This is a genomic window from Nocardia asteroides, from assembly GCF_021183625.1.
Taxonomy (GTDB): domain Bacteria; phylum Actinomycetota; class Actinomycetes; order Mycobacteriales; family Mycobacteriaceae; genus Nocardia; species Nocardia asteroides_A.
In genome coordinates, this window is record NZ_CP089214.1 from 5,279,451 (window position 1) to 5,298,706 (window position 19,256).

24 protein-coding genes and 1 tRNA gene are annotated in these 19,256 nt (G+C 68.6%); 5 read left to right on the forward strand and 20 right to left on the reverse strand.

Annotated elements, in window-relative coordinates:
• Nucleotides 1-14 precede the first annotated feature (14 nt).
• On the reverse strand, nt 15-995 hold the full coding sequence (locus LTT61_RS24505) for an ABC transporter substrate-binding protein (RefSeq protein ID WP_233016396.1): 981 nt from the start codon (nt 993-995) through the stop codon (nt 15-17).
• 150 nt (nt 996-1,145) lie between these two features.
• Here LTT61_RS24505 and LTT61_RS24510 point away from each other — a divergent pair, with 150 nt between their 5' ends.
• The gene (locus tag LTT61_RS24510; protein ID WP_233016397.1) at nt 1,146-1,481 is read left to right on the forward strand and encodes a YnfA family protein; all 336 of its coding nucleotides are present in this window, start codon (nt 1,146-1,148) and stop codon (nt 1,479-1,481) included.
• Between the two features lie 14 nt (nt 1,482-1,495).
• Here the strand turns inward: LTT61_RS24510 and LTT61_RS24515 are convergent, their stop codons facing one another.
• The 7 genes from LTT61_RS24515 to LTT61_RS24545 all read right to left on the reverse strand — a co-directional run bounded on the left by LTT61_RS24515 (nt 1,496) and on the right by LTT61_RS24545 (nt 6,806).
• The gene (locus tag LTT61_RS24515; RefSeq protein WP_233016398.1) at nt 1,496-1,795 is read right to left on the reverse strand and encodes a DUF222 domain-containing protein; all 300 of its coding nucleotides are present in this window, start codon (nt 1,793-1,795) and stop codon (nt 1,496-1,498) included.
• 84 nt (nt 1,796-1,879) lie between these two features.
• Nucleotides 1,880-2,962, reverse strand: coding sequence for an alpha/beta hydrolase (locus tag LTT61_RS24520; RefSeq protein ID WP_233016399.1), 1,083 nt, complete (start codon nt 2,960-2,962; stop codon nt 1,880-1,882).
• Between the two features lie 141 nt (nt 2,963-3,103).
• On the reverse strand, nt 3,104-3,679 hold the full coding sequence (locus tag LTT61_RS24525) for a class I SAM-dependent methyltransferase (protein ID WP_233016400.1): 576 nt from the start codon (nt 3,677-3,679) through the stop codon (nt 3,104-3,106).
• The gene (locus LTT61_RS24530) at nt 3,676-4,332 is read right to left on the reverse strand and encodes a PIG-L deacetylase family protein (RefSeq protein WP_233016401.1); all 657 of its coding nucleotides are present in this window, start codon (nt 4,330-4,332) and stop codon (nt 3,676-3,678) included. The genes LTT61_RS24525 and LTT61_RS24530 overlap by 4 nt, the downstream gene beginning before the upstream one ends.
• A 94-nt stretch (nt 4,333-4,426) precedes the next feature.
• The gene (locus LTT61_RS24535) at nt 4,427-5,359 is read right to left on the reverse strand and encodes an acyl-CoA dehydrogenase family protein (RefSeq protein ID WP_233016402.1); all 933 of its coding nucleotides are present in this window, start codon (nt 5,357-5,359) and stop codon (nt 4,427-4,429) included.
• On the reverse strand, nt 5,356-6,063 hold the full coding sequence (locus tag LTT61_RS24540) for a glycosyltransferase (protein ID WP_233016403.1): 708 nt from the start codon (nt 6,061-6,063) through the stop codon (nt 5,356-5,358). The genes LTT61_RS24535 and LTT61_RS24540 overlap by 4 nt, the downstream gene beginning before the upstream one ends.
• Nucleotides 6,064-6,335: 272 nt before the next feature.
• Complete coding sequence (locus tag LTT61_RS24545; RefSeq protein WP_233016404.1) at nt 6,336-6,806, reverse strand: SRPBCC family protein; 471 nt, start codon at nt 6,804-6,806, stop codon at nt 6,336-6,338.
• A 205-nt stretch (nt 6,807-7,011) separates the two neighbouring features.
• Between LTT61_RS24545 and LTT61_RS24550 the strand changes: the two genes are divergently transcribed.
• Together LTT61_RS24550 and LTT61_RS24555 are read left to right on the forward strand one after the other, a co-directional pair.
• Nucleotides 7,012-7,542 (forward strand): hypothetical protein, encoded by a 531-nt coding sequence (locus LTT61_RS24550; protein WP_233016405.1) that lies wholly within the window; start codon nt 7,012-7,014, stop codon nt 7,540-7,542.
• Between the two features lie 112 nt (nt 7,543-7,654).
• Nucleotides 7,655-7,978: a hypothetical protein gene (locus LTT61_RS24555; protein ID WP_233016406.1), complete on the forward strand. Its 324-nt coding sequence runs from the start codon at nt 7,655-7,657 to the stop codon at nt 7,976-7,978.
• 79 nt (nt 7,979-8,057) lie between these two features.
• Here LTT61_RS24555 and LTT61_RS24560 read toward each other — a convergent pair whose 3' ends face one another.
• A complete protein-coding gene (locus tag LTT61_RS24560) occupies nt 8,058-8,429 on the reverse strand; it encodes a hypothetical protein (RefSeq protein WP_233016407.1) in 372 nt (123 codons plus the stop codon).
• A gap of 786 nt (nt 8,430-9,215) precedes the next feature.
• Between LTT61_RS24560 and LTT61_RS24565 the strand changes: the two genes are divergently transcribed.
• Nucleotides 9,216-10,049 carry an abortive infection family protein gene (locus tag LTT61_RS24565; protein ID WP_233016408.1) on the forward strand — a complete coding sequence of 278 codons (834 nt, stop codon included), beginning with the start codon at nt 9,216-9,218 and terminating at the stop codon, nt 10,047-10,049.
• A 169-nt stretch (nt 10,050-10,218) separates the two neighbouring features.
• Here the strand turns inward: LTT61_RS24565 and LTT61_RS24570 are convergent, their stop codons facing one another.
• The 6 genes from LTT61_RS24570 to LTT61_RS24595 form a co-directional block, all read right to left on the reverse strand.
• On the reverse strand, nt 10,219-10,698 hold the full coding sequence (locus LTT61_RS24570) for a transposase (RefSeq protein WP_332909204.1): 480 nt from the start codon (nt 10,696-10,698) through the stop codon (nt 10,219-10,221).
• A gap of 79 nt (nt 10,699-10,777) precedes the next feature.
• Entirely contained in the window at nt 10,778-11,617 is an 840-nt protein-coding gene (locus tag LTT61_RS24575) for a hypothetical protein (RefSeq protein WP_233016409.1), read from the reverse strand.
• Between the two features lie 16 nt (nt 11,618-11,633).
• Nucleotides 11,634-12,445, reverse strand: a protein-coding gene (locus LTT61_RS24580) for an IS5 family transposase (protein ID WP_233021176.1) whose coding sequence is annotated in 2 segments (ribosomal slippage) — nt 11,634-12,107 and nt 12,110-12,445 — 810 coding nt in all. Because the reading frame shifts where the segments join, the coding sequence is not laid out codon by codon here.
• Nucleotides 12,446-12,535: 90 nt separating this feature from the next.
• Nucleotides 12,536-13,338 (reverse strand): IS5 family transposase gene (locus LTT61_RS24585; protein ID WP_233016410.1). Its coding sequence is split into 2 segments (ribosomal slippage): nt 12,536-13,002 and nt 13,002-13,338, totalling 804 coding nucleotides; the frame shifts between segments, so codons are not numbered across the junction.
• A 96-nt stretch (nt 13,339-13,434) separates the two neighbouring features.
• Entirely contained in the window at nt 13,435-15,027 is a 1,593-nt protein-coding gene (locus LTT61_RS24590; protein WP_233016411.1) for a caspase family protein, read from the reverse strand.
• Nucleotides 15,024-15,392 carry an effector-associated constant component EACC1 gene (locus tag LTT61_RS24595; RefSeq protein WP_233016412.1) on the reverse strand — a complete coding sequence of 123 codons (369 nt, stop codon included), beginning with the start codon at nt 15,390-15,392 and terminating at the stop codon, nt 15,024-15,026. Before LTT61_RS24595 ends, LTT61_RS24590 begins: the two co-directional genes overlap by 4 nt.
• Before the next feature lie 280 nt (nt 15,393-15,672).
• On the opposite strand from LTT61_RS24595, the gene LTT61_RS24600 reads away from it, so the two are divergent.
• Nucleotides 15,673-16,488 (forward strand): cutinase family protein, encoded by an 816-nt coding sequence (locus LTT61_RS24600; RefSeq protein WP_233016413.1) that lies wholly within the window; start codon nt 15,673-15,675, stop codon nt 16,486-16,488.
• A 30-nt stretch (nt 16,489-16,518) separates the two neighbouring features.
• Here LTT61_RS24600 and LTT61_RS24605 read toward each other — a convergent pair whose 3' ends face one another.
• The 5 genes from LTT61_RS24605 to LTT61_RS24625 form a co-directional block, all read right to left on the reverse strand.
• Nucleotides 16,519-17,310, reverse strand: coding sequence for a DUF2637 domain-containing protein (locus LTT61_RS24605; protein WP_233016414.1), 792 nt, complete (start codon nt 17,308-17,310; stop codon nt 16,519-16,521).
• Nucleotides 17,307-17,687 carry a hypothetical protein gene (locus LTT61_RS24610; RefSeq protein ID WP_233016415.1) on the reverse strand — a complete coding sequence of 127 codons (381 nt, stop codon included), beginning with the start codon at nt 17,685-17,687 and terminating at the stop codon, nt 17,307-17,309. The genes LTT61_RS24605 and LTT61_RS24610 overlap by 4 nt, the downstream gene beginning before the upstream one ends.
• Nucleotides 17,688-17,708: 21 nt before the next feature.
• Nucleotides 17,709-18,338, reverse strand: a complete 630-nt coding sequence (locus tag LTT61_RS24615) for a hypothetical protein (protein ID WP_233016416.1) — start codon at nt 18,336-18,338, stop codon at nt 17,709-17,711.
• Nucleotides 18,335-18,766, reverse strand: a complete 432-nt coding sequence (locus LTT61_RS24620; RefSeq protein WP_233016417.1) for a hypothetical protein — start codon at nt 18,764-18,766, stop codon at nt 18,335-18,337. Before LTT61_RS24620 ends, LTT61_RS24615 begins: the two co-directional genes overlap by 4 nt.
• A 170-nt stretch (nt 18,767-18,936) precedes the next feature.
• Nucleotides 18,937-19,018 (reverse strand) — tRNA-Leu (locus tag LTT61_RS24625).
• Nucleotides 19,019-19,256: the final 238 nt, after the last annotated feature.

The following is a 19,256-nucleotide window of genomic DNA, read 5'->3' on the forward strand; positions in this document are numbered from 1 at the left end:
GCACAGCGCGATTCCTACCGGCTGCCGACCGCGACCAGGGCCGGGTTCAGCTTGTCCAGGATGAACGGCACCGAGAGCACGGTCGGCTGGTTGACGGCGGTGATCTCCATCGTGTTCAGGAAGACCGTCGCGTTGTTCCGCACCGCGGGCAGCGCGCCGTAGCCGGGCAGCTGGCGGAACTTCTCCTCGTAGCCGGGGGAGTACCCCGCCAGCAGCAGGTCCGCGGTGACCTCGTCGATGCGCTCGGTGGAGAGCGCCAGCCTGCCGCCGGTGGCGGGCTGGTCGGCCAGGTTCTTCGGGATGGTGAGGCCGAGCGCCGTGAACACCTGCCCCGACCCGTCCGCCGCGTCGGTGAGCACCATCAGCTGGGTGGGGGTGCCGAGCCAGGTGCTGGCATAGGTCTTGCCCTTCAGCCCCGGATTGGCCGCCACGATGCCGTCGATCTTGGACTGCACCCCGCCGATGATCGCCGTCGCGTCACCCTCCCGCCGCAGCACCTTGCCGAGCGTCGTCACCTGGTCCTGCCAGACCGCCGCGGAGTTCTTCGACAGCCCGGGAATGGTCGGCGCGATCTTGGACAGGCTGTCGTAGGTCGCCTGGTCGGCGATGAACGGGTCGGCCAGGATCAGATCCGGCTCCAGCGCCGCCACCTGCTCGGCGATCCCCGCCATGCTCGCGATGGACTTCGCCGAGCCGAGCTTGTCCGGCTGCCACGGCGGCGTCGTGCGCGAGGCGATCGCCACGTTGTCGACATAGCCGACCGGGATCACGTCGAAGGCCAGCGTGGTGTCCAGCCACTGATTCCCGAGCGCGACGACCTTGGCCGGCGTCCCGTCCACGGTGGTCTCGCCGAGCGCGTGCGTGACGGTGACCGAGCCGTCCCCGCCGCCCGGCCCGGAGTCCGATCCGCAGCCGGCGATGCCGAGCGCGAGCACGCCCGCCACGGCGGCGATCACCGCGCGCCTGGCGACCCGCGGGGTCCGGACAGCGTGCATCGTCGTCTCCTTCATCGGGGCCAACCCCTCGGTCCGGTGCCGAAAGTCGCTCCGGCGCAATTGAGCCAAGGCTAACCTAGGTCGGGGTGCGCCGGTAAGAGTCCGCGAGTTCCGGGTGCCGTCGGTGGTGACGCGATACCGTCCCCTCCCGTGCTGGTATTGCGCTCGATCCTGCTGTTCGCCCTGGCGGCCCTCGCCGAGATCGGCGGCGCCTGGCTGGTCTGGCAGGGGGTCCGCGAGCACCGCGGCTGGCTCTGGATCGGCGCCGGAATCATCGCGCTCGGCGCCTACGGCTTCGTTGCCACCCGGCAACCCGACGCCGACTTCGGCCGCATCCTCGCCGCCTACGGCGGCGTCTTCGTAGCCGGCTCCCTCCTGTGGGCCATGGCCGTGGACGGCTTCCGCCCCGACCGCTACGACGTCACCGGCGCCCTGCTCTGCCTCGCCGGTGTCGCGGTCATCATGTACGCCCCCCGCCCCACCTGACCCCGCCCCGGGTCTCAGCTCGCCGCCGCCAGCACCTTCCACACCTTCCGCGCCCGCGGCCGCCCCTGCGGAATCGCGAACTCGATCCGCCTGCGCGCCTCCTGAACGCTGATCCGAAGCAGATCGGTCAACAGCTCCGCCGTGTCCCGATACCCGGTGTCGACGGCGAGCCCACGCCGCTCGGCCTCGGCCACGGCCGCGCGCATGGCGGCGTCCAGCCGCCGCCTGCGGCGTTCGGTCTCGACGAGGGTGCGCAGCAGGTCGACATCGGCCAGGTCCGGCCAACCCGGTGCGGGGGCGTACTGAGTGGTCACCGAGGAAGCGTACCGCAGAATAGAACATATGTTCGATAACTGACCCGCAACGAAATCGGCGACGACTTCACCGACGTGCCTCGCCTAGGGAAGGGCGGTCGTGGCCTGGGGGGCGGAACCGGCCAGGGTGGCGGCGAAGAGTTCGGCGATGTGCCGGACAGCCGGTCCGAAGGCGAGGCCGTTGTTGGCGAAGCCGTGGGTGTAGCCGTCGAAGCGGTGTTCGGTGACCGGGACTCCGTGTTCGCGCAGGCGCTGCGCGTAGCGCGAGCCTTCGTCGCGGAGGGGGTCGAATCCGGCGGTCACGATCAGCGCGGGCGCCACCCCGGTCAGGGTCGGGGCCGCCAGCGGGGACACGCCGGGGGCGGCGCGGTCGACGGTGGGCGGCAGGAAGCAGCGGTCGAAGAACTGCAGGTCGGTGCGGGTCAGGTCGAACCCGCGGGCCAAGGTCTGGCGGGAGGGGCACGCGCCGGTGAGGTCGGTGACCGGATACAGCAGCAGCTGTGCCAACGGATCGGGGGTGTCCCGGTCCACCGTGTGCTGGGCGACCAGGGCGGCGAGGTAGCCGCCCGCGCTGTCCCCGCCGACCGCGATCCGATCGGGCGCGGCCCCGAATTCGGCTGCGCGGGCGACGATGTCGGCATAGGCGGCGCAGGCATCCTCGACGGGTGCCGGGTAGGGGTGTTCGGGTGCGAGCCGGTAGGCGACCGAGACGACCGTGGTTGCGGTGCCCGCGGCGAGGGTGCGGCACAGCCGGTCGTGGGTGTCGAGATCACCGGCGACCCAGCCGCCGCCGTGGAACCACACGAGCGCGGTGTCGCCGGCCCCCGCCGGGGTGTAGACGCGGGCGGGCAGCGACGTCTCGGCACCGGCGACGGTGCTGTCGGTGACGGGCATGGGCTCGGCTCGACCGGCGCTGATGCCTGCCATGCGGCGTGCGGCGGCGCGCATGCGCGGCGGTGAGGTCACGGGGTCCAGGCGCGGGCGGGGCCAGGCGCTGCTGATCCGCAGCAGCATCTGGGTGTCGAGGTCCAGCTCCAGCCCGTCGCGCCGGATGGCGGGGCCGGCGATCCTGCGTTTCCATCGTGGTGGCAACCCGAGCAGCCTGCGCATCGTCGCGCTCGCGCTCCGCGCGCCCTTGCCCGCTGACCGGGAGTTGTTGTTCCGCATCCGCCACCTCATCACTCACGACACCGCACCGAGCTCCGCACCGCTCGCGACCGGTTCCCGAGTCGGGTTCGGCAGCGCCGGTTTTCACGACGGAGGCTCGCGGGTGCCGGATACCCGCGCAGCGCGGTGGTACGCGGCGGGTCAGCGGGTGGTGAGGACGTCGATGACGACGTCGTCGTCGCGGTAGTGCGCTACGTGGTGGTGGGGCAGGGTGGTGCGGATGATGTGGTGGGCGCGGTCGCCGTCGAGGTGGTGGTCGGGTTCGGTGTGGCGCCAGTGCGCGGCCAGCACGGTGGTGCCGCGGTCGAGGTGGGTCCGCATGTCGGCGATGGTCGTGGTGAGGGCGGGGGCGGGCTGGTAGTAGGCGACTTCGCTGAGCACGACCAGGTCGAAGCGGTCCGTCCACTGCCAGGGTGCGCCGAATGCCCATCGGTGCCGGGTGACGTGCGGAAGGTCGCGGCAGCGGGCGCGAGCCAGCTCCAGTGCGTGCGGCGCGATGTCGGTGGCGGTGACGCGGTCGCAGCGCTGCGCCAGTGCCTGGGTGAGGTGGCCGTTGGCGCAGCCGGGTTCGAGGGCGTGGCGGTAGCGCGGCGCCGGGAGCATCGCGGTCAGGAGGGTGCGTTTGCGGATCTCGTACCAGGCGGTGTCGAAGCGCCACGGGTCGGGATCGGCGCGGAACATGGCGTCGAAGAACTCCGGGTCGCTGCGCGGGCTCACTCGAACACCACCTCCGGCAGGTCGAGTAGCCGGGCCAGGACGTGGGCGGGCAGCACCGCGCGGTCGGCGGGGTGCGCGGAGAGGGGCGCGATCTGGGAGGTGAAGGCCAGCGCGGCGCGGCGCTTGCGCTCGGCGCCGCCGGGGGTAGCGGGTAGCCGCCGGGCGCGGGTCCAGTCGATATCCGGGTCGTCGGGGCGCGACCAGTGCCACAGCCAGATCGGGTACTGGAGCACGAGCAGACCGCGGGCGCGGGCGGCCGCTGCCCCGGCGCGGGCGGTGGCCTCGTGGTCGGGGTGGCCGTCGGCGTGGAAGGGAACGGCCACGGTCGCGCCCGCGGGCAGGTGCGGGGCGAGGAGTTCGCCCAATCGGTCTTCGTGGTCGGTGACGGCGCCGTCGGGCAGGCCGAGGTGGACGATCTCGGTGACACCGAGCACGGCTGCGGCGGTGGCGGATTCGCGGCGGCGCAGCTCGGCGAGAGCGGCCGGGGTGTGGGTCGGGGATCCGGGATGGGAGGCGTCGCCGTCGGTGACGGCGACGATCGTGACCGGCACTCCGCGGTCGGTGAGCGCGGCGGTGAACGCGCCGAGTCCGAGCACTTCGTCGTCGGGGTGCGGAGCGATCAGGACCAGCGCGTCGATGTCGGGCTCGGCCACCGGCAGCCCCGCGACCAGGGGCTGCCAGGTCGCGGTCGGCGTTCCCGGTTCGGCGGGTTCGAAGTGTCGGGTGGCGATGACTGCACCTCCGTGGTCAGGACCGGGCCACGAGGGCCCCGAGGTCGGCGAGGTCGTGTTCGGCGTGGCTCTGGCGCAGGTAGAGGGTCAGGTCGGCGACCCGCTGGGCGTGCACCCGATCGTGGGCCAGCGGGGCGGCGCCGAGCGCCCGGCCCACCCGGTCGATGGTGTCGGCGGCGGCGGTCTCGACGATCGCGCGGACCCGCCGGGCCCGGATCCGGGCGGCGCGGATATCGGCCGGATCGGCGTCGATCTCGGTGGCGGCGCAGGTCAGCGCGGAGTGCGCCGAGTAGAGGGCGGCGTCGACGGCGCCGCGGTGCGCGCGGGTGATCGGGTCGTCGCGACCGGAGGTCAGCAGGGGCTCGGCGACGGCCTGCGCGGCGCCGAGCCAGCAGGCGCTCACCCCGATCGCCCCGTGCCAGAACCCGGGCCGCCCCACGTACGCGCCCGGGGCGCCGACGAGCAGCGCGGGCACAGCGTCGAAGTCGACGGACAGGGTCGCCGATCCGGTCATGCCCACCCCGTGCCAGCTTCCGGGAAGCACCGCCACGCCCGGCGCCGACACATCCACGGCGAACAGGGCCGCACCGCTCCCGGTTTCGGCGGTCACCAGCGCGTGCGTGCAGATGCCCGCACCCGAGCACCACGGTTTGCGGCCCGAGAGGAGTGTGCGGCCGCCCGCGGTGTGCGCGCGCAGGACCGGTTCCGGGGGCTCGGCCGCCCACACCCCCCACAGCTCGCCGGGGCGCGGCGGGGGTGCGCCCAGTTCGCGGGTGATCGCGCAGGCGTCGGCATGGGCTTCGGTCAGCCTGCCGATGACGATGTCCGCCCGGGTAGCTGTGGTCAGTGCCTGCCAGCGCGTGCCGGTGGCGCCGTGTCCGGGCAGCGGCCAGGTCGAGGCTTCGTCGGCGGGGATCTCGTCGCGGGCGGGTGCCTGCCCGGCCCTCATGCGCAGTCCGGCGTGGCGTCGGCCAGGTCCCGCAGGTGACCGCCGAACCCGCCCTCTACCCGGTTGTCGCTGCGGTCGCAGGTCAGGACCGCGGGGTGCTCGGGCCAGGCCGTGCGGGCACCGGCGCGGCGCAGCCGCACGACCAGGTCGACGTCTTCGTCCGCGGGCAGCGGCGCGAAACCGCCGACCGCGTGATAGCGGGAGGCGCGGAAGCCGAGGTTGGCGCCGTGCACGTGGCCATGCGCGCCGGGAGCGCCGCGGCGGTGGCGGCGCTCGTATTCCGCGCGCACCGCGGGCCGCTGCTCGCGCCAGCGCACCGCGACGGTTCCGGCGACCAGGTCCGCGGTGCGCGCGTGGTGCAGGTGGGCGGTGAGCCAGTCGATGGGGACCACCGAGTCGGCGTCGGTGGTCGCGTACCACACGCTGCGCGGATCGAGGTGGCTCAATTCCGCTGCCGCGAAGTCGAATCCGGTGGCGCGGGCGACACCGACATTGCGCGCGCCGGTGTGCAGGGCGCGTGCCCAGTCCGGCACCCGGAGTCGCGAGTCGTCGCTGCACGCGTCCAGCACCACGATCGTGACCACCGGTACCGGCACCGCCGCGGCCGCGCGCCGCACCGCCCGCAGACAGTGCGGCAGCAACCGCTGCTCGTTGTGCACCGGAATCACCACCGCCACCGCGGTCGCACCGGCTTCGGACAGCACGCGGGCCCCTGCGACCTCACCGTTCACCTTTTACCTCACCCTGCTCCACACCGCTTCGCGTTACCGCGTCAGCATGGGGGCGGTACCCGGCGCGGCGCTTGCGCAAACGATCCGCACACGTGCGGGCCGAGTTCGGAACCGTGTGTGTGCCGCGTGCTCGAACCGGGCTGGTTCGACGAGGCTGCAGCGGGGTGTGGTCGCGGAACGCTGCTATCGCGGCGGCGATGGCAGCGCGGTAGCGGACCCTGTCCGCATCGAACCCCAGATCAGCGTCAGAGGGGATTCTGATCGGGCCGGGAGACGTCGCCCCGCCAGGCACCGGTCTCACCGGGCTGGTTCTCGATGAACTGCTTGAACCGGCGCAGGTCGCCCGCGACCCGGGTATCGAGCACGCCGAGCTTGTCGGCGAGGTTCTCGGCGAACCCTTCGGGGTCGATGTCCATCTGCGCGGTGACGCGGGTGCGGGTGTCATCGAGACGGTGGAACGTGACCACTCCGGCGTGCCGCGGGCCGGTGTCGGAGGTCCAGGCCACGCGCTCGTCGGGGTGCTGCTCGGTGATCGTGGCGTCGAACTCCCTGGTCACCGGCCCGACCTTGACCAGCCAGCGGGTGTGCGTGGCGTCGAGCTGACGGATCTCCTCGACCCCATCCATGAACTGCGGGAAGGACTCGAACTGGGTCCACTGGTTGTAGGCGGTACGCACCGGCACCTCGACATCGACGGATTCGGTAATCGTGCTCACCAGGGCATCCCTTCGCACCGAGCCGGGTCACGGATTCGCCCGTGTCCGTGCTCTGTTCACGCTGTCGGCCCACGGCTACCCGCCGCCGAGCGCGGCGAAACGGAGCGGATCGCGCCGGCGGAGGTTCTCGTGACTCGGTCGGAGCGGCGAACACCCGTGCGCTCGGGGTGAGGCCGGCTCAGGAGGTGCACTAAATTTTCAGGCTGTGAACGGCGGTGTGCAGGGGGCGCGTGAGCCCGCGCTCTCATGGTTCTTCCGGCTCGAGCGAGCCGATCAGGTTCGGCTGCTCAGCGATCCGGCCGCGGCGGTGGCCCCACGGCTGGTCGCCGAGTTCGGAGCCGACGCCTCCGCGGTGGTCGGCACCAGGGTTGAGCCCGACGGCAGCCGCTCCTATCGGCTGCGCAGGCGGGCCGCCGCGATGCTGACCGAACGTCGCGCGCAGCTGCTGGCCTGGTGGAACCGCGTGCCGACCGACCGGCGCGGTGGACTGCTGGCGCACCGCCACACCTGGTTGCCCGCGGCATACCGGGAGTTCGTAGCCGACTCCGGGACCGTCGTGGTCGAACGCCACGTCGCTGCGGGGGGAATCGAGGAAAGGGTGATCCCGACTCCGATGATGCAAGTCTTCCTGCACTGGCAGGCCGAGCAGCCCGGGGTGCCGGCAACACGCGGCGCGGAGCAGCCGGATTCGGGAAAGTGGCCCGACGGCTGCGCCGGCACCCCGCCGGATTGCTGAGCTTCGAGCCGGGTATGACTCGGCGAAGTGTTTCGCTGCGAAGACGGGTGTCGGTTTGCTGGTTGTAGTCGAGATCCCGGCACGATTCGAGCAGCTGCGGCCGCTGCGAGCGATGACCCGGTCGCTGGGATCGGGGCTGGGCCTGAACGAAGACGCGGTCGCCGATTTCGAGCTGGTCGCTCACGAACTCGCGGCGGCATTGATCCCGGGCGCGGCCAGAGACGCGGACGTGCGCTACGAGTACCGGGAGGAGGCCGCCGGAATCCGGGCGGTCATCACCTCCCATGCCACGGCCGCATCGGTCCTGCACGGCCTGGGCTGGCGGCTCGTGCGCAGTCTGGTTACCGATCTCGCGCAGGGTTGCGGTTCCTTCGATCGCGCTCGGGCCGGGCACCCGGTCACCGTCGGCTTCTCCTGGCCGCACCCGCAGGAGTAGGAGTCGCGCGACCCCGCTGCGCCGAACTGGCCGCGATGGCGGACGCTCGCCCTCGCACAGCGGCCCGGTCCGGCTCGTCCTAGTCGGGTGAGCGGCCCCAGGTGAAGCCCACGCGCACCTCCTGCCCTCCGGGGTCCGAGCCGAAGTGGTCGTAGTCGATCACGACATCGGTGGCCAGGGCGCGCACGATGTGCCAGCCGAGTCCGCCCGGCACGGGTTCGGCGCGGGCACGGGCGCTGATATACACCCGGAGCAGGGTGGCTTCCTGGCAATACTCGTAGCGGACGACCGCCTCGGGGACCGCGACCGCGACCAGTACGGCGGCGATCTCGTTGACGACGAGTTCCAGATCGGCCGCCTCGTCGATTCCCAGCCCCAGCCCGAATCCGATTGCGAGGGTCAGTACCCGCACCATTCCGAGCTGTTCGGGCCGCGCCCCGATCTGCACCACTACCGGATCCCGCACTGTCGAGCACCTGTCCTCGCCACTCCCGGATGAATCCACGCGGCCCTACCCGAGCGGCGACCGTCCAACCCGGCGCCGAGCGCTCTTCCACGGCCCTCGGACCCATGATTACGGGTCCTTCTGCCGGAAGGGGCCCCGGGAGCGATCTCCTCCAGCTCGGCTTTCAACGGCTCGTCCAAACGCCGGCCGGGCCACTCGGTGACCAGGTCTGCCGGTGCGATGCCGATCTGCGACAGCAACACTCGTGCAGCGGCTACCGCCTCGGCGCTCGGCGCGGTGGTGGTCACGAGGTCGCCTCCGCAAGGGGGGCGAGCGGGTCGCACACGCTCAGCGTGGTGGGCGGCAGGATCACCATGCGCCGGTGGGTCCGGTGCGCCAACAGCAGGACATGGTCACCGCTCCGGGTGTTCGAGTGGACTCGAACACCCCGCACGCAGAAGCGTCACCAACGACGGGGATCTGTGCGCGAGAGGGGACTCTGAGCTTGCGCTGCAGCAACTTTGAGACACGGAGGTGTACGAGTCGACATAAGATTATGTTGCTGGAGGGTTGCAGTCAACCGCGACGAGGGCCCTTGCGCGGCTGTACTTCGCAGCAAATCTCACACGGATCTCCACTTCGTCGTATGCGGCTGGGGAAGGAGCGTTGAGAGTCGCAGCAGTGTGGTTCCAACGGCCCAACCGCGCGGCTGCGGCACGGCGGCAGGGGGCGCGGGTGCCGCACCGGGAATGTCGATAGCTGGAAGACATATACACCCCTATCCTTCATGAGGTGCACAGAGAGTCATCGCGACCTGATTTGGTATCGCCAGCGACCAGGCGCGCATTCCGTGAACACGCGACCGACATTGTCCTGCGCGAGATCGACGGGATGTGGAATGACGAGGGATTCGCGCCGGGACCGGAGCCCGAACTCGATGGTCAGCGCCGGAGCCGCTACCAGGGCTACTTGGATGTGGTCGACTGGACCGACCACAGCCATGTGCGGCGCGCTCTTCGGGTCTTCGAGCGTACAATCGAGGGCTCCGATGAGGCGTATCTCCGCACGGTCAAGCGGGAGCTGGAGCGCGACGGCTATCGACTCGAAGCCAACGGTCGAATCACCGGCGGTTCGGCCGCACAGTTGCGTGATGGCGCGCTTGCCGCAGTCGCGGACGCATCGGCGCTTCGGGAGCACCTTGAGCGAATCGGGCGGGCTGTAGAGAGCGAGGATCCCGCCCAGGTTATCGGCTCGGCGAAGGAACTAATCGAGAGCACCGCCAAGATCGTGCTCATCGAGCGAAGCTTGCCTGTGAACGACAAAGACGACCTACCCAAGTTGGTCGGTCTCGCCGAGCAAGCCCTGCTCGTGCACCCGAAGAATTTTACGGTCGGACCGGATACAAACGATGCTGTGCGCAAGATTCTAGGTGCCGCAATCACCGTTACGACAGGAATCGCAGAACTGCGCAACCGCGGTTATGGAACTGGGCACGGGCAAGTCGCTAAACGCGTAGGGCTCAGCGCGCGGCATGCGCATCTTGCACTCAATGGCGCCCGCATGTGGTGCGAATTCATGCTGGATACACTCGCGGATCCGAACGCGCCTTGGCGCGATCAACCCTGACATAGTGCTGCGTGAAGGCCTATTCGTGTAGAGAGTTTGCAGCAATCGAGATGCCCGCGCAGTGTTGCGAAACCGGGGTCGGAGTCGCACCATCAGCGCGAAACTTTGGATTGGTAGCACGATCTTCGAGCAAGACTCCAAAGCGTTAGGCGATGTTGTGAAGTCGCGGTCATTCGTCGTGTGGCCCTTGATCGATGGCTGCAATGTGAACGCATGCGAGGTCGCGGACGGCCAGTTTGTCATAGCGGGTAGCGACGGCTCGGTGTTGTCTAAGCTGGTGGATGCCGCGTTCGACAGCGTTGCGGTCGCGGTAGACGACCGGATCGGATGCCAGGGGCTGGCCCCCGGCCCGGCCGCGGTGGCGTGCGTGGTCGGCCGGGCTCGGGATCGTGGCCGCGATGCCGTGGCGGTGTAGCCAGGCCCGGTTGGCACGTGAGGAGCAGGCCTTGTCATCCAGCTTCTGAGCTGGCCGCTTTCTAACCCGCCCCCGCCCGTGGCGTGGGACCGCGATTGCATCGAGGGCAGGCGGCAAGTGCGGGCTGTCACCGGCTTGCCCCGCTCGAACCGCAGCCGTTTCGCTGGCCACGACGTTCCCGGTCGGCGGATGTTTGGCTTGGTCGCTAAACACCAGCACCGGAGACCTCGCCACGTCACTTCGTTGGGATATGCGATGACTCAACAAATCTCAGACGGCCCGGTGCGACCCGCGCGGATCATTTTGCAGCTGCCTAGTGCTGAGTAGGTTCAGATAGTGAAATTCGCAAGGATGCTGTATCGGCCTGAATATCGATTTCGAGCGTGAACTCCAGCCCAGTGTCTAAAATCAATTCAACATCGGTATGGTCCTCGGACTGGATTTGAGCAACTACCGTCTGCTCTTTATATAGAACTATTGGTTGGGGTATGACTCCTCCTCGTGCGGGCTCTAGCGACAAGGCCGCATTTTGATTCAACGCCGTGTCGTTGACCATGCGTAAGTTGACAGTTGCGACACCGTTTTCCAGCAGTGCCTTCAGAAGGCTTCGACTTCGAATTCTCGTGAATTCAAGCAGATCAAGAACCTCAGAAGGTGATGCAGCAAATTGCTCCCTCCATTCGGATATTCCCATCGATGCCAGCCAGGAACGTAGGTCTTCGCGTGTCGACGAGATTTCCGCTGGCATTTCTCGTATGATTGCGTGAGCAAGCCGACGCGACCGGATCCCGGAAATCATGAGAAGCAGTGCACGCTCATTGTTCACGCCATAACGGATAAAGCCACCCAGTTCTGGGCAGAAGGAAATATCCGACCCGACTTCTTCAAGTCCGTTGTTCACCAGCTCGACCAGGGCTCCGATAGTCCATGCCAAGAAATGTTCGAAATGTTTAGTTACGGCATCGACCATCTGCTCGATGCGCCAGCTGGGGTCACTGACTGAGTCGAGGTGCTCGTCCGCAAGTGCAGGCAAAGAGTTTCCCGAAATCCAACCGACCAAAAGATCTACCGGCTCCACATCAAGATTTGCTCCCCTGGTGGTCACTCTAAACCGCCATTCTGGGGCTTCAGGAAGTTTGAGCAAGGCTGCCACAACCTTAGACCGTGTCTCATGTGGGCCGGGCGACCTTCGTCAGCTTCTTGTATCCGGTCAACGCCGCCGCCAGGGTGAGGAAGCCCAGGAAGTGCGCGGCTTTGCGGTCGTAGCGCAGGTTGAGCCGGTGATAGCCGGTCAGCCAGGAGATCGTTCGCTCGATCACCCACCGGTGCCGGCCGAGGCGTTCGCTGGACTCGACGCCCTTGCGAGCGATCCGGACTCCGATGCCGCGGTCGCGGACCCACGCGCGGACTTCGGCGTGGTCGTAGGCTTTGTCGGCGTGCAGTTTCGCCGGTCGGCGCCGGCGTGGGCCGCGTCGTGACCGGACGGCCGGGATCGCCCGTACCAGCGGTCGCAGGGCTTGGGCATCGTTGGTGTTGGCCGCCGACACCGCGACCGCCAGGGGGATTCCGGCAGCGTCGGAGAGCACGTGCAGTTTCGAACCGGACTTGGCGCGGTCCACCGGGCTCGGACCGGTCAGATCGCCCCCCTTTTCGCCCTGACCGATGCGGCGTCGACCACCGCACGAGTCCGGTCGATCGAGCCGGTCGCACCGAGTTCGTCGAGGACCGCTCGATGAAGCCTGCGCCACACTCCGGCCTCGGTCCACGCGGTGAACCGGCGATGCGCCGTGGGAACCGAGACCCCGAACGAGGGCGGCAACATCCGCCACGCACACCCGCTGGTCAGCACGAACACCACTGCGGTGAACACCGCCCGCTCATCGACCGGCGCGGTCCCGCCGCCCTGGACACGAGCCTCGAACTTCGGCAGCAGCGGCTCGACCAGCGGCCACAAACCGTCCGGCACCAGCCGCTGCGACAACACATCGACCACGACCAGACATCATGCAACACAGCCCATTACCCGCGCCGCCCAGACGAACACTTACGACGTGAGACACGGTCTTACTGATCAGTTCAGAATGAGATGTCGTAGGCAGATCATGGAGCAGGCCAGGCTCAGCAGGGCTTGATGGACATCGGCGCGGCGTTCGGTGCGGACACGCAGTCGGCGGTAGTTCTTGATCCAGGCGAAGGTCCGTTCGACCGGCCAGCGGTGGGTGCCGAGACCGGATCCGTGGCCGGTGCCGCGGCGGGCGATGAGCGGGGTGATGCCGCGGGCGCGGACCAGGCGGCGGTACTTGTCGTGGTCGTAGCCGCGGTCGGCGTAGATCCGCCGCGGCCGGCGAAGCGGGCGCCCGAGCATGCCTCGGATGGGCGGGATGGCTTCGATCAGTGGGAGCAGCTGGGTGACGTCGTGGCGGTTCCCGCCGGTCAGGAGGACTGCGAGGGGGATTCCGGTGGCGTCGGTGATCAGGTGGTGCTTGGAGCCGGGTCGTGCGCGGTCGACCGGGCTGGGGCCGGTGTGGGCCCCCCTTTGAGCGCGCGCAGGTGGGTCGCGTCGACGAGGGCGGCCGACAGGTCCAGCTTTCCGGCCGCGCGGAGTTCGGCGAGGAGTTCTTCGTGCAGTCGCTGCCACACCCCGGCCTCGTGCCACTCGGTGAGCCGCCGCCAGCAGGTGGCCCCGGAGGCGCCGAACAATGCGGTGGGCAGCCGGTTCCATCCGATGCCGGTACGGGTGACGAACAAGATGCCCTCGAGGGCGGCACGGTCGTCGGCTCGTCTGCGTCCGGGGTAGCGGAAACGTCTGGGCTGCTGCGGGATCAAGGGTTGCAGTCGCGTCCACAGTTCATCGGTCAGGATCTCCTCACGCACACCGGCATCATCGATGCCGTTGCTGGGCAGGAGAAGACGACACGCCAGTTCATTCTGAACTGATCTCTTAGGATGATCGAACGAAATCCCAGCACGTTATGAAACTGCAACATCCTGGATGCAAGAGGTGTACTCGAGAGGAGTGAGGGGTTGAGGCGGCGAATTGTGGTGGGGCGTTGCAGGAGTGCGGGGTACTGAGCGAAGTGGGCGCGAGTTGCTGTCGCGGTGGCCCGGTGTGGCGGTCGATGACGATGGTCGGGAGCTGCGGTCGTTCTGCCGATGTGGTCGACGGGGAGCGGTGATGCGGGCTGGTCGCCTCGGTAGGCGAATCCGGGTGCACAATCGCCGCGCTGGGATGCGCTTAGCTACTCCGCGGGCCGTCGCCGCGGCAGCTGGCCGTGGGGCCTCGTCCACCGGTTTCCGTAGGCGTCGCTGAACGCGACGTCGCCCGGGGCAGCCGCCGTGCACCTCGTAGACCACGGCTGCCTCCGTGCCGGCTGCGATGCGGTCGGGGTGGGCATTCGGCATGGCGGCCATCGCGCTGCTGAAGAAACTGCTGGCGGTACTCATCGCCTGATCCTCGATGGCGGAGGTGCTGAGAGCGCCCAGGGCTTCGAGGGGAGTGCCGATCAGGGGATTCAAGGGACCGAATCTCGCTCGAAGCCTCGCGCGCACGTCTGCCTCGTAGGTCCGCCACAGCTCGCGGTGGCCTTTGGCGGGAACGCACTCGTTCTCTGTGCGGTGGCCCGCGGCATCGACGGGGTGGATGTCGACGTGGAGCTCGGTGATCGGTGTGGCGCTGCCGTTGCGCACGGCGATCTCCCAGAAGCAGTCCGGGTAGCCCGGAGCCGGTCGCGGGTCGGCCACCACACGTCGTGCTTCGTCGAACTCGTAGCTGTGGTCGGTCGCCGCGTGTTCCACGGCGGTCTGCGAGACGCCGGCAGGAGGAAAGCCGAAGAGCACCAGGTCGCCGGCCACATAGACGCTTCGCCGGCGGGGTTCGGGTCGGTCTGCCGTCCGCAGGCGCTGTCGCGTGGCGCGATAGAGCTCCTCGAGTGTCAGCCCGGGTTGTTGCCGAGCGCTGGCCAAGAGGGCGCCGGTGAACGCCGTGTACTCCTCGGCCTCCGGAGCGAAGGAAGGTTCGTTCGAGGCGGAAGAGGTGAGGGTGTACGTTCCCTGGATCTCGAATCGGCCGATGTGTCGGGACTCCATCTCGCCCATGGACTCGAAGGCTCGGCCGGAGTAGCAGCAGTCCAGGATCAGGACTCGTATCTCGGCGGGACTGTCCAGCAGGGTCTCGCGCAGTGTCTCGAATGGCAAGGCGGTGTAGGACAGGCGTCGCGGGTGTGTACCGGGCAGGCCGAGGAACAGCCGTCCGCGGCTGTCGACGAGCCCGTGGCCGGTGTAGTACACCAGCAGCACATCTTCGGCTGCGCGAGCTGCCGCGTCGAGGGTGCTCCCGATCTCGTCGAATTCCTGGGGGCTGTCCACCACCGCGCAGTGCTCGGGGTCGAAGGATCCCGGGCCGGGCTCGGTGAGCAGTTGCTGGAGCCCGCGCAGGTTGGCGGGTACCGCGTCCAGTGCCGGGAGCGCTTCGGCCAGGTCCGAAGCGGATGATTCGTCGGTTCGGTATTGGCCGACACCGATCAGGACCGCCCGGGATCGGCCGGCGTCCGGTCGTCGCGTCATCGAGCGCGGGTCTGGGAATCGAGCAGCCGCTGCAGGTGCTCGAACGTCTCCTTCTGCTTGACCCTATTGGCGTCGAGTGAGACCTCGGTGCCGTCGGGAAGCGTGAGGGAGAGCGAGAGGTCGGAGTGCCGAGTCGCGAACCATGCCCTGAGCGAACTGACCAGGACGGTGCCGGCCCCGCCGGCGCCGAGTGCGACCGTCACTACGTCCGCGACACCACCCATCTGCCCGTCCCGCGGCGGCTGACTGTGAAGTTGCGCTCGCCCGCGCAGAGCATCGTCACGGCGAAACCAATCCAGCAGTTGGATCAGCTCTGCGTGTTCGCCGCCGATCTCGATCGGTACCTGCCCACCCTGATTCGACATACGGCTATCGTGCCGCAACCCACTGACACTCCTCGTCGAGATCGTGTTCGGCAGATGCCGCCTCTTCTCATGCTTCCGAATGGAAGCGTGTCATTGGCAGCTGTACGGCTGCGATGTCCTGCGATCAGACGATAGTTCGGGCCTTCAGAGCGGTGCTAGAACTTTGCGGGACTGCAAGTCGGCCATGAACCCGGAGGTAGCCGTGCGTTCTTCCTGCTCTGCATCAGTGCCCCGACGCCGCCCGGCGAGGTCAGCCGGGATCCGCGTGTCCGTTGTCGCCGTGTTCGCCGCACTGCTCGCCGCCTTCGTTCCGGGCGCTCCGGCCCAAGCGGCCGGGCCGCCTGTTCCGGTGAACACCATGATTCAGGCCTGTCGCACGGCCAGCGTCGTGCTGATCGCGGCCCGCGGGTCCGGTGAAGGCGCGAACCAGAACTACGGGCTCGGCCCGACGATGTGGTCGGCATACAGTTCGATGTACGACGAGATCAAGAACCATGGGTTCAACGGTCAGGAACTGCGCGTCGTGCCGGTCATCTACGACGCCCAGCCGGTTTGGAGCCTGCCTTTCGTTGTTCAGGGGCAGAACGCCTTCTTCCGCTCCATCGCCGTCGGTATCCAGAACACCAAGTCTCTGCTCGACGACTACCGGTCCCGGCCGGAGTGCGCGGGGAAGCCGCTGATACTCGCGGGCTACTCGCAGGGAGCCATGGTCATGCACCGGGTTCTCAACGACAGCCACGCGCTGCGGCAGGTCAACGTGTGGACGCCGTTGCTGGTGGCGGACGGTGATCGGGTCGCGAACGATCGCGTCGCGCGATGGGGTGGAGCCGATCCCGCCAAGCAGGGAATCGGCCAGTACTTCCCGGCGATCTCCGGGAGCAACAACGCGAAGTCGAACAATCCGGGCTTCATCCGGGACGTGTGCGCTCCGCTGGACGTGGTGTGCTCCCCGGAGTTCGGCGCGCGCCCCTGGTGGTGCAACGGCGCTTGCGTCGCCGCTTGGCAGGCGGGTGTTCTCGCCGGCCAGATCTGGGTGCACCAGCAGTACGCGAACTCCACCGCTCTCGACCAAGCAGCACGCGCCATACCGCGGTAGCGGGCCGTCGAGTCGGATCCCGCGGGCTCGCTACCGGTTCACCCGCTGGTCGGCGGCCGATAGCTCGTGTGGCCGCGGTCCCTCGATCTCCGGATGGTTCGAGATCAAATGGTTGGCGTCGCTGAGTATGCGGCTGATCGTTGACCGATTCTTGTGCAGCACGCGACCGATGCGGGTTGGATTCCAGCCGTCAAGGTGATGGTGCGCCAGCACCTGCGCCACCAGCTCCGGAGCGCGTCGGCGCGCCGGATCGCGTGCGCACAATCGCGCGGCGATTTCGGCGAGGGTGTCGTCGGAGAGCTCGGATGCGCTCGGCGCGTGCGCACGCTGTGCGGTTGGCCGGGCAACGAGTGCACCGTCATCGGCGTGTGCTGCATTGCCGAGTGCGGAGGTTCGGGCTGGCGCGTGCGCGAGCGTGAGGAGTGCGACGGTCGCCTGTGCCATGGACCCTTCGATGATCAGTGGCCACAGCCAGGCTTCGTGCGTCGGCACGCCCGCGGTGACCGCCAGGGCGCGCAGGGCGGTGTAGGACAGCCAGAATGCTCCGGCTGCGATTAGCGCGGTCATCGCGATCGCGACCAGGTGGGTAGCGTCGGCCCTCCCTTGCGCGCGGGCGAGGACCGTGACTCCGTGTACGGCGGCGAGTAGGGCCAGTGGTGGGATGACGGCGACTGCGGCGGCGACCGCCGGGAGGGCGGTGGTGTGCAGGAGGGCCTTGGTGGCGTTGCCGGTGATGCTCACGGCGGTTGCGGTGGTGAGCACTGTCCAGAAGAAGTTGTGCGCACGCGGTCTCGTCGTGGGCGCGGTGGCGAGTTCGGTCATCGGGGCTCCTCGGTGTGCGCACGCGGGAGGTGGGGGACAAGGGGGTGGGGTTCGCCGGTGAGCACGGCGAGCGCGGCAGCGACCTCGTGCAGGTCGGCTTTGACGTAGGTGGCGGTGGTGCCGCGGGACTTGGTGGCGTGCCCGGCGTAGGCACTGGCGACGGCGTAGCCGAAGGTGCGTTCGACCCAGGTGAGGGTGGTGTGGCGGAGCCAGTGCATGGTGATGCCGTGCGCGGAGACCCAGGGCAGCTCGGTGCCGAGCCGGTTCCAGATGTAGTCGAAGCGCCGCGAGCTGATCGGGCGGCCGCTGCGGTACCGCAGCAACGGGCCGGAGCGCGGGCTGCGGCGCTTGTCGGCGTGGTCGAGCAGGTGTCGCATGAGGGTGGGGGAGACCGGCTGCTAGCGGTCCACTCCGTCCTTCTCACGCAGATAGATCAGGCACTGATCCGGGTCGAGGTCGTGCGGGCGCAGGGCCAGGGCTCCGCCTCGGCGGCAAGCGGTTTCGATGTGCAGGCGCAGCAGCAGTGAGTCGAGTTCGGGGTCGTTGCCCGTGACCGCCGCTATTTGGCAGATCTCGGCTAGCTGGCCCGAGGGGATGGCGTAGCGCTTGGACGGGCGCCGAGTGGGCATCTTCAGGTTCCGGGCCGGGTTGTCGCCCGGCCGGATCGAGCCGTTGTCCTCGGCGAGGCGGTACAGGCAGCGGACGGTGCTCACGAAGTGCTCGGCGGCGCTGGTGCCGCCGCGGGAGGCGCGGTTGGCGCGTGCACCCGCTTGCACGGACTTGGCCATCTCCTCGAACTCGGCCTTGGACGGTTCGTCGAGACGGCGGTCGGGCCACTGCGTCTCGAGCCGGTTTAGGTGGGTGCCGTAGGTGCGCAGCGTGCCCTCAGACAGCTGCGCACGGACGTGCGGGACGAACTCGGCGAAGGTCGGTGCCGGCGCGGCGGCGGTGACGAGATCGCCTGGCGCGATACCCATCTGCTGCAGGAGCAGCCGCGCGGCGGCGATGGTCTCCGCGGTGGCCGTCATCGGCAGGCCTCGGTCAGCCGGAGCAGGGACTCCGCGAAGAGGCGATCCAAGGCGACCGGAGCGTGGATCAGCAGCCGATCGTGGACACGGTGCCCGACCAGCAGGGCACGATCGCCGCTGAACAGGCTCGCTCGCCGACGCAGGCGGTACGGGATCCGGAGAAATCCGGCCGCGGTCATCACCACCGGCCCGTCCGGGTCAGGGCAGGCCAGCAGGAGCCCGAAGTCCGGAACCGTCAGGGACAGTCGGGTTCCGGGCCCCCAGCCCAGCGAAGTGAAGGCCGGTTTGTCCACCAGGCGCCCGGCCTCGCCGAGCGTGGACATCCCGTAGACCACGTCGGGGTCCGACGTCGCCACCACGGGAGCGAGGGCGGGGCCGTGCAGCAGCTCGTGCAGAGGCGACTGCGGCGGGACGATGGGCGTGATCACCGGCGCTCACCGCCCTCAGCAAACATTCCGAAGGGTACGAACCGGGCCGGATCCGGCAGATCTGCCGGGTATCGGCGCAGGTGAGAGTGGAAAACCACTGGTCAACCTCCGCGTGTGAGAGTGCACTCGAACACACGGCACCGATATCCAACAGACCTGTTGCAGCTTTGTGCGCGAGAGGGGACTTGAACCCCTACGTCCGAAGACACCAGAACCTAAATCTGGCGCGTCTGCCAATTCCGCCACTCGCGCGTGCTGGTACGGCCGTCCAAACTCTACCGGCCGGAGCGCGCTGCGCGAAGCGCCGCGCGGAGTGTCTCTACTCACGAGTAACCCGACCTGGGATTATAACGATGCGGTAACGGTCAAGGTGAGGGGCACTCATGTTTCCGGAGGGTGTCCGTGGACCTCACCAGCGGGATCGAACGTGAGGGAGGGTCATGTTTCCTTTCGTTCTGGTACGGCAGTGCGAGAAAACTCGGGAGTAGGC

Coding starts and splice junctions, on each gene's coding strand:
- LTT61_RS24505 (WP_233016396.1), bottom strand. CDS start 995: ATGCACGCTGTCCGGACCCCGCGGGTCGCCAGGCGCGCGGTGATCGCC.
- LTT61_RS24520 (WP_233016399.1), bottom strand. CDS start 2,962: ATGCGGAACAACAACTCCCGGTCAGCGGGCAAGGGCGCGCGGAGCGCG.
- LTT61_RS24535 (WP_233016402.1), bottom strand. CDS start 5,359: ATGAGGGCCGGGCAGGCACCCGCCCGCGACGAGATCCCCGCCGACGAA.
- LTT61_RS24555 (WP_233016406.1), top strand. CDS start 7,655: ATGACCCGGTCGCTGGGATCGGGGCTGGGCCTGAACGAAGACGCGGTC.
- LTT61_RS24590 (WP_233016411.1), bottom strand. CDS start 15,027: ATGACGCGACGACCGGACGCCGGCCGATCCCGGGCGGTCCTGATCGGT.
- LTT61_RS24595 (WP_233016412.1), bottom strand. CDS start 15,392: ATGTCGAATCAGGGTGGGCAGGTACCGATCGAGATCGGCGGCGAACAC.
- LTT61_RS24605 (WP_233016414.1), bottom strand. CDS start 17,310: ATGACCGAACTCGCCACCGCGCCCACGACGAGACCGCGTGCGCACAAC.
- LTT61_RS24610 (WP_233016415.1), bottom strand. CDS start 17,687: ATGCGACACCTGCTCGACCACGCCGACAAGCGCCGCAGCCCGCGCTCC.
- LTT61_RS24615 (WP_233016416.1), bottom strand. CDS start 18,338: ATGACGGCCACCGCGGAGACCATCGCCGCCGCGCGGCTGCTCCTGCAG.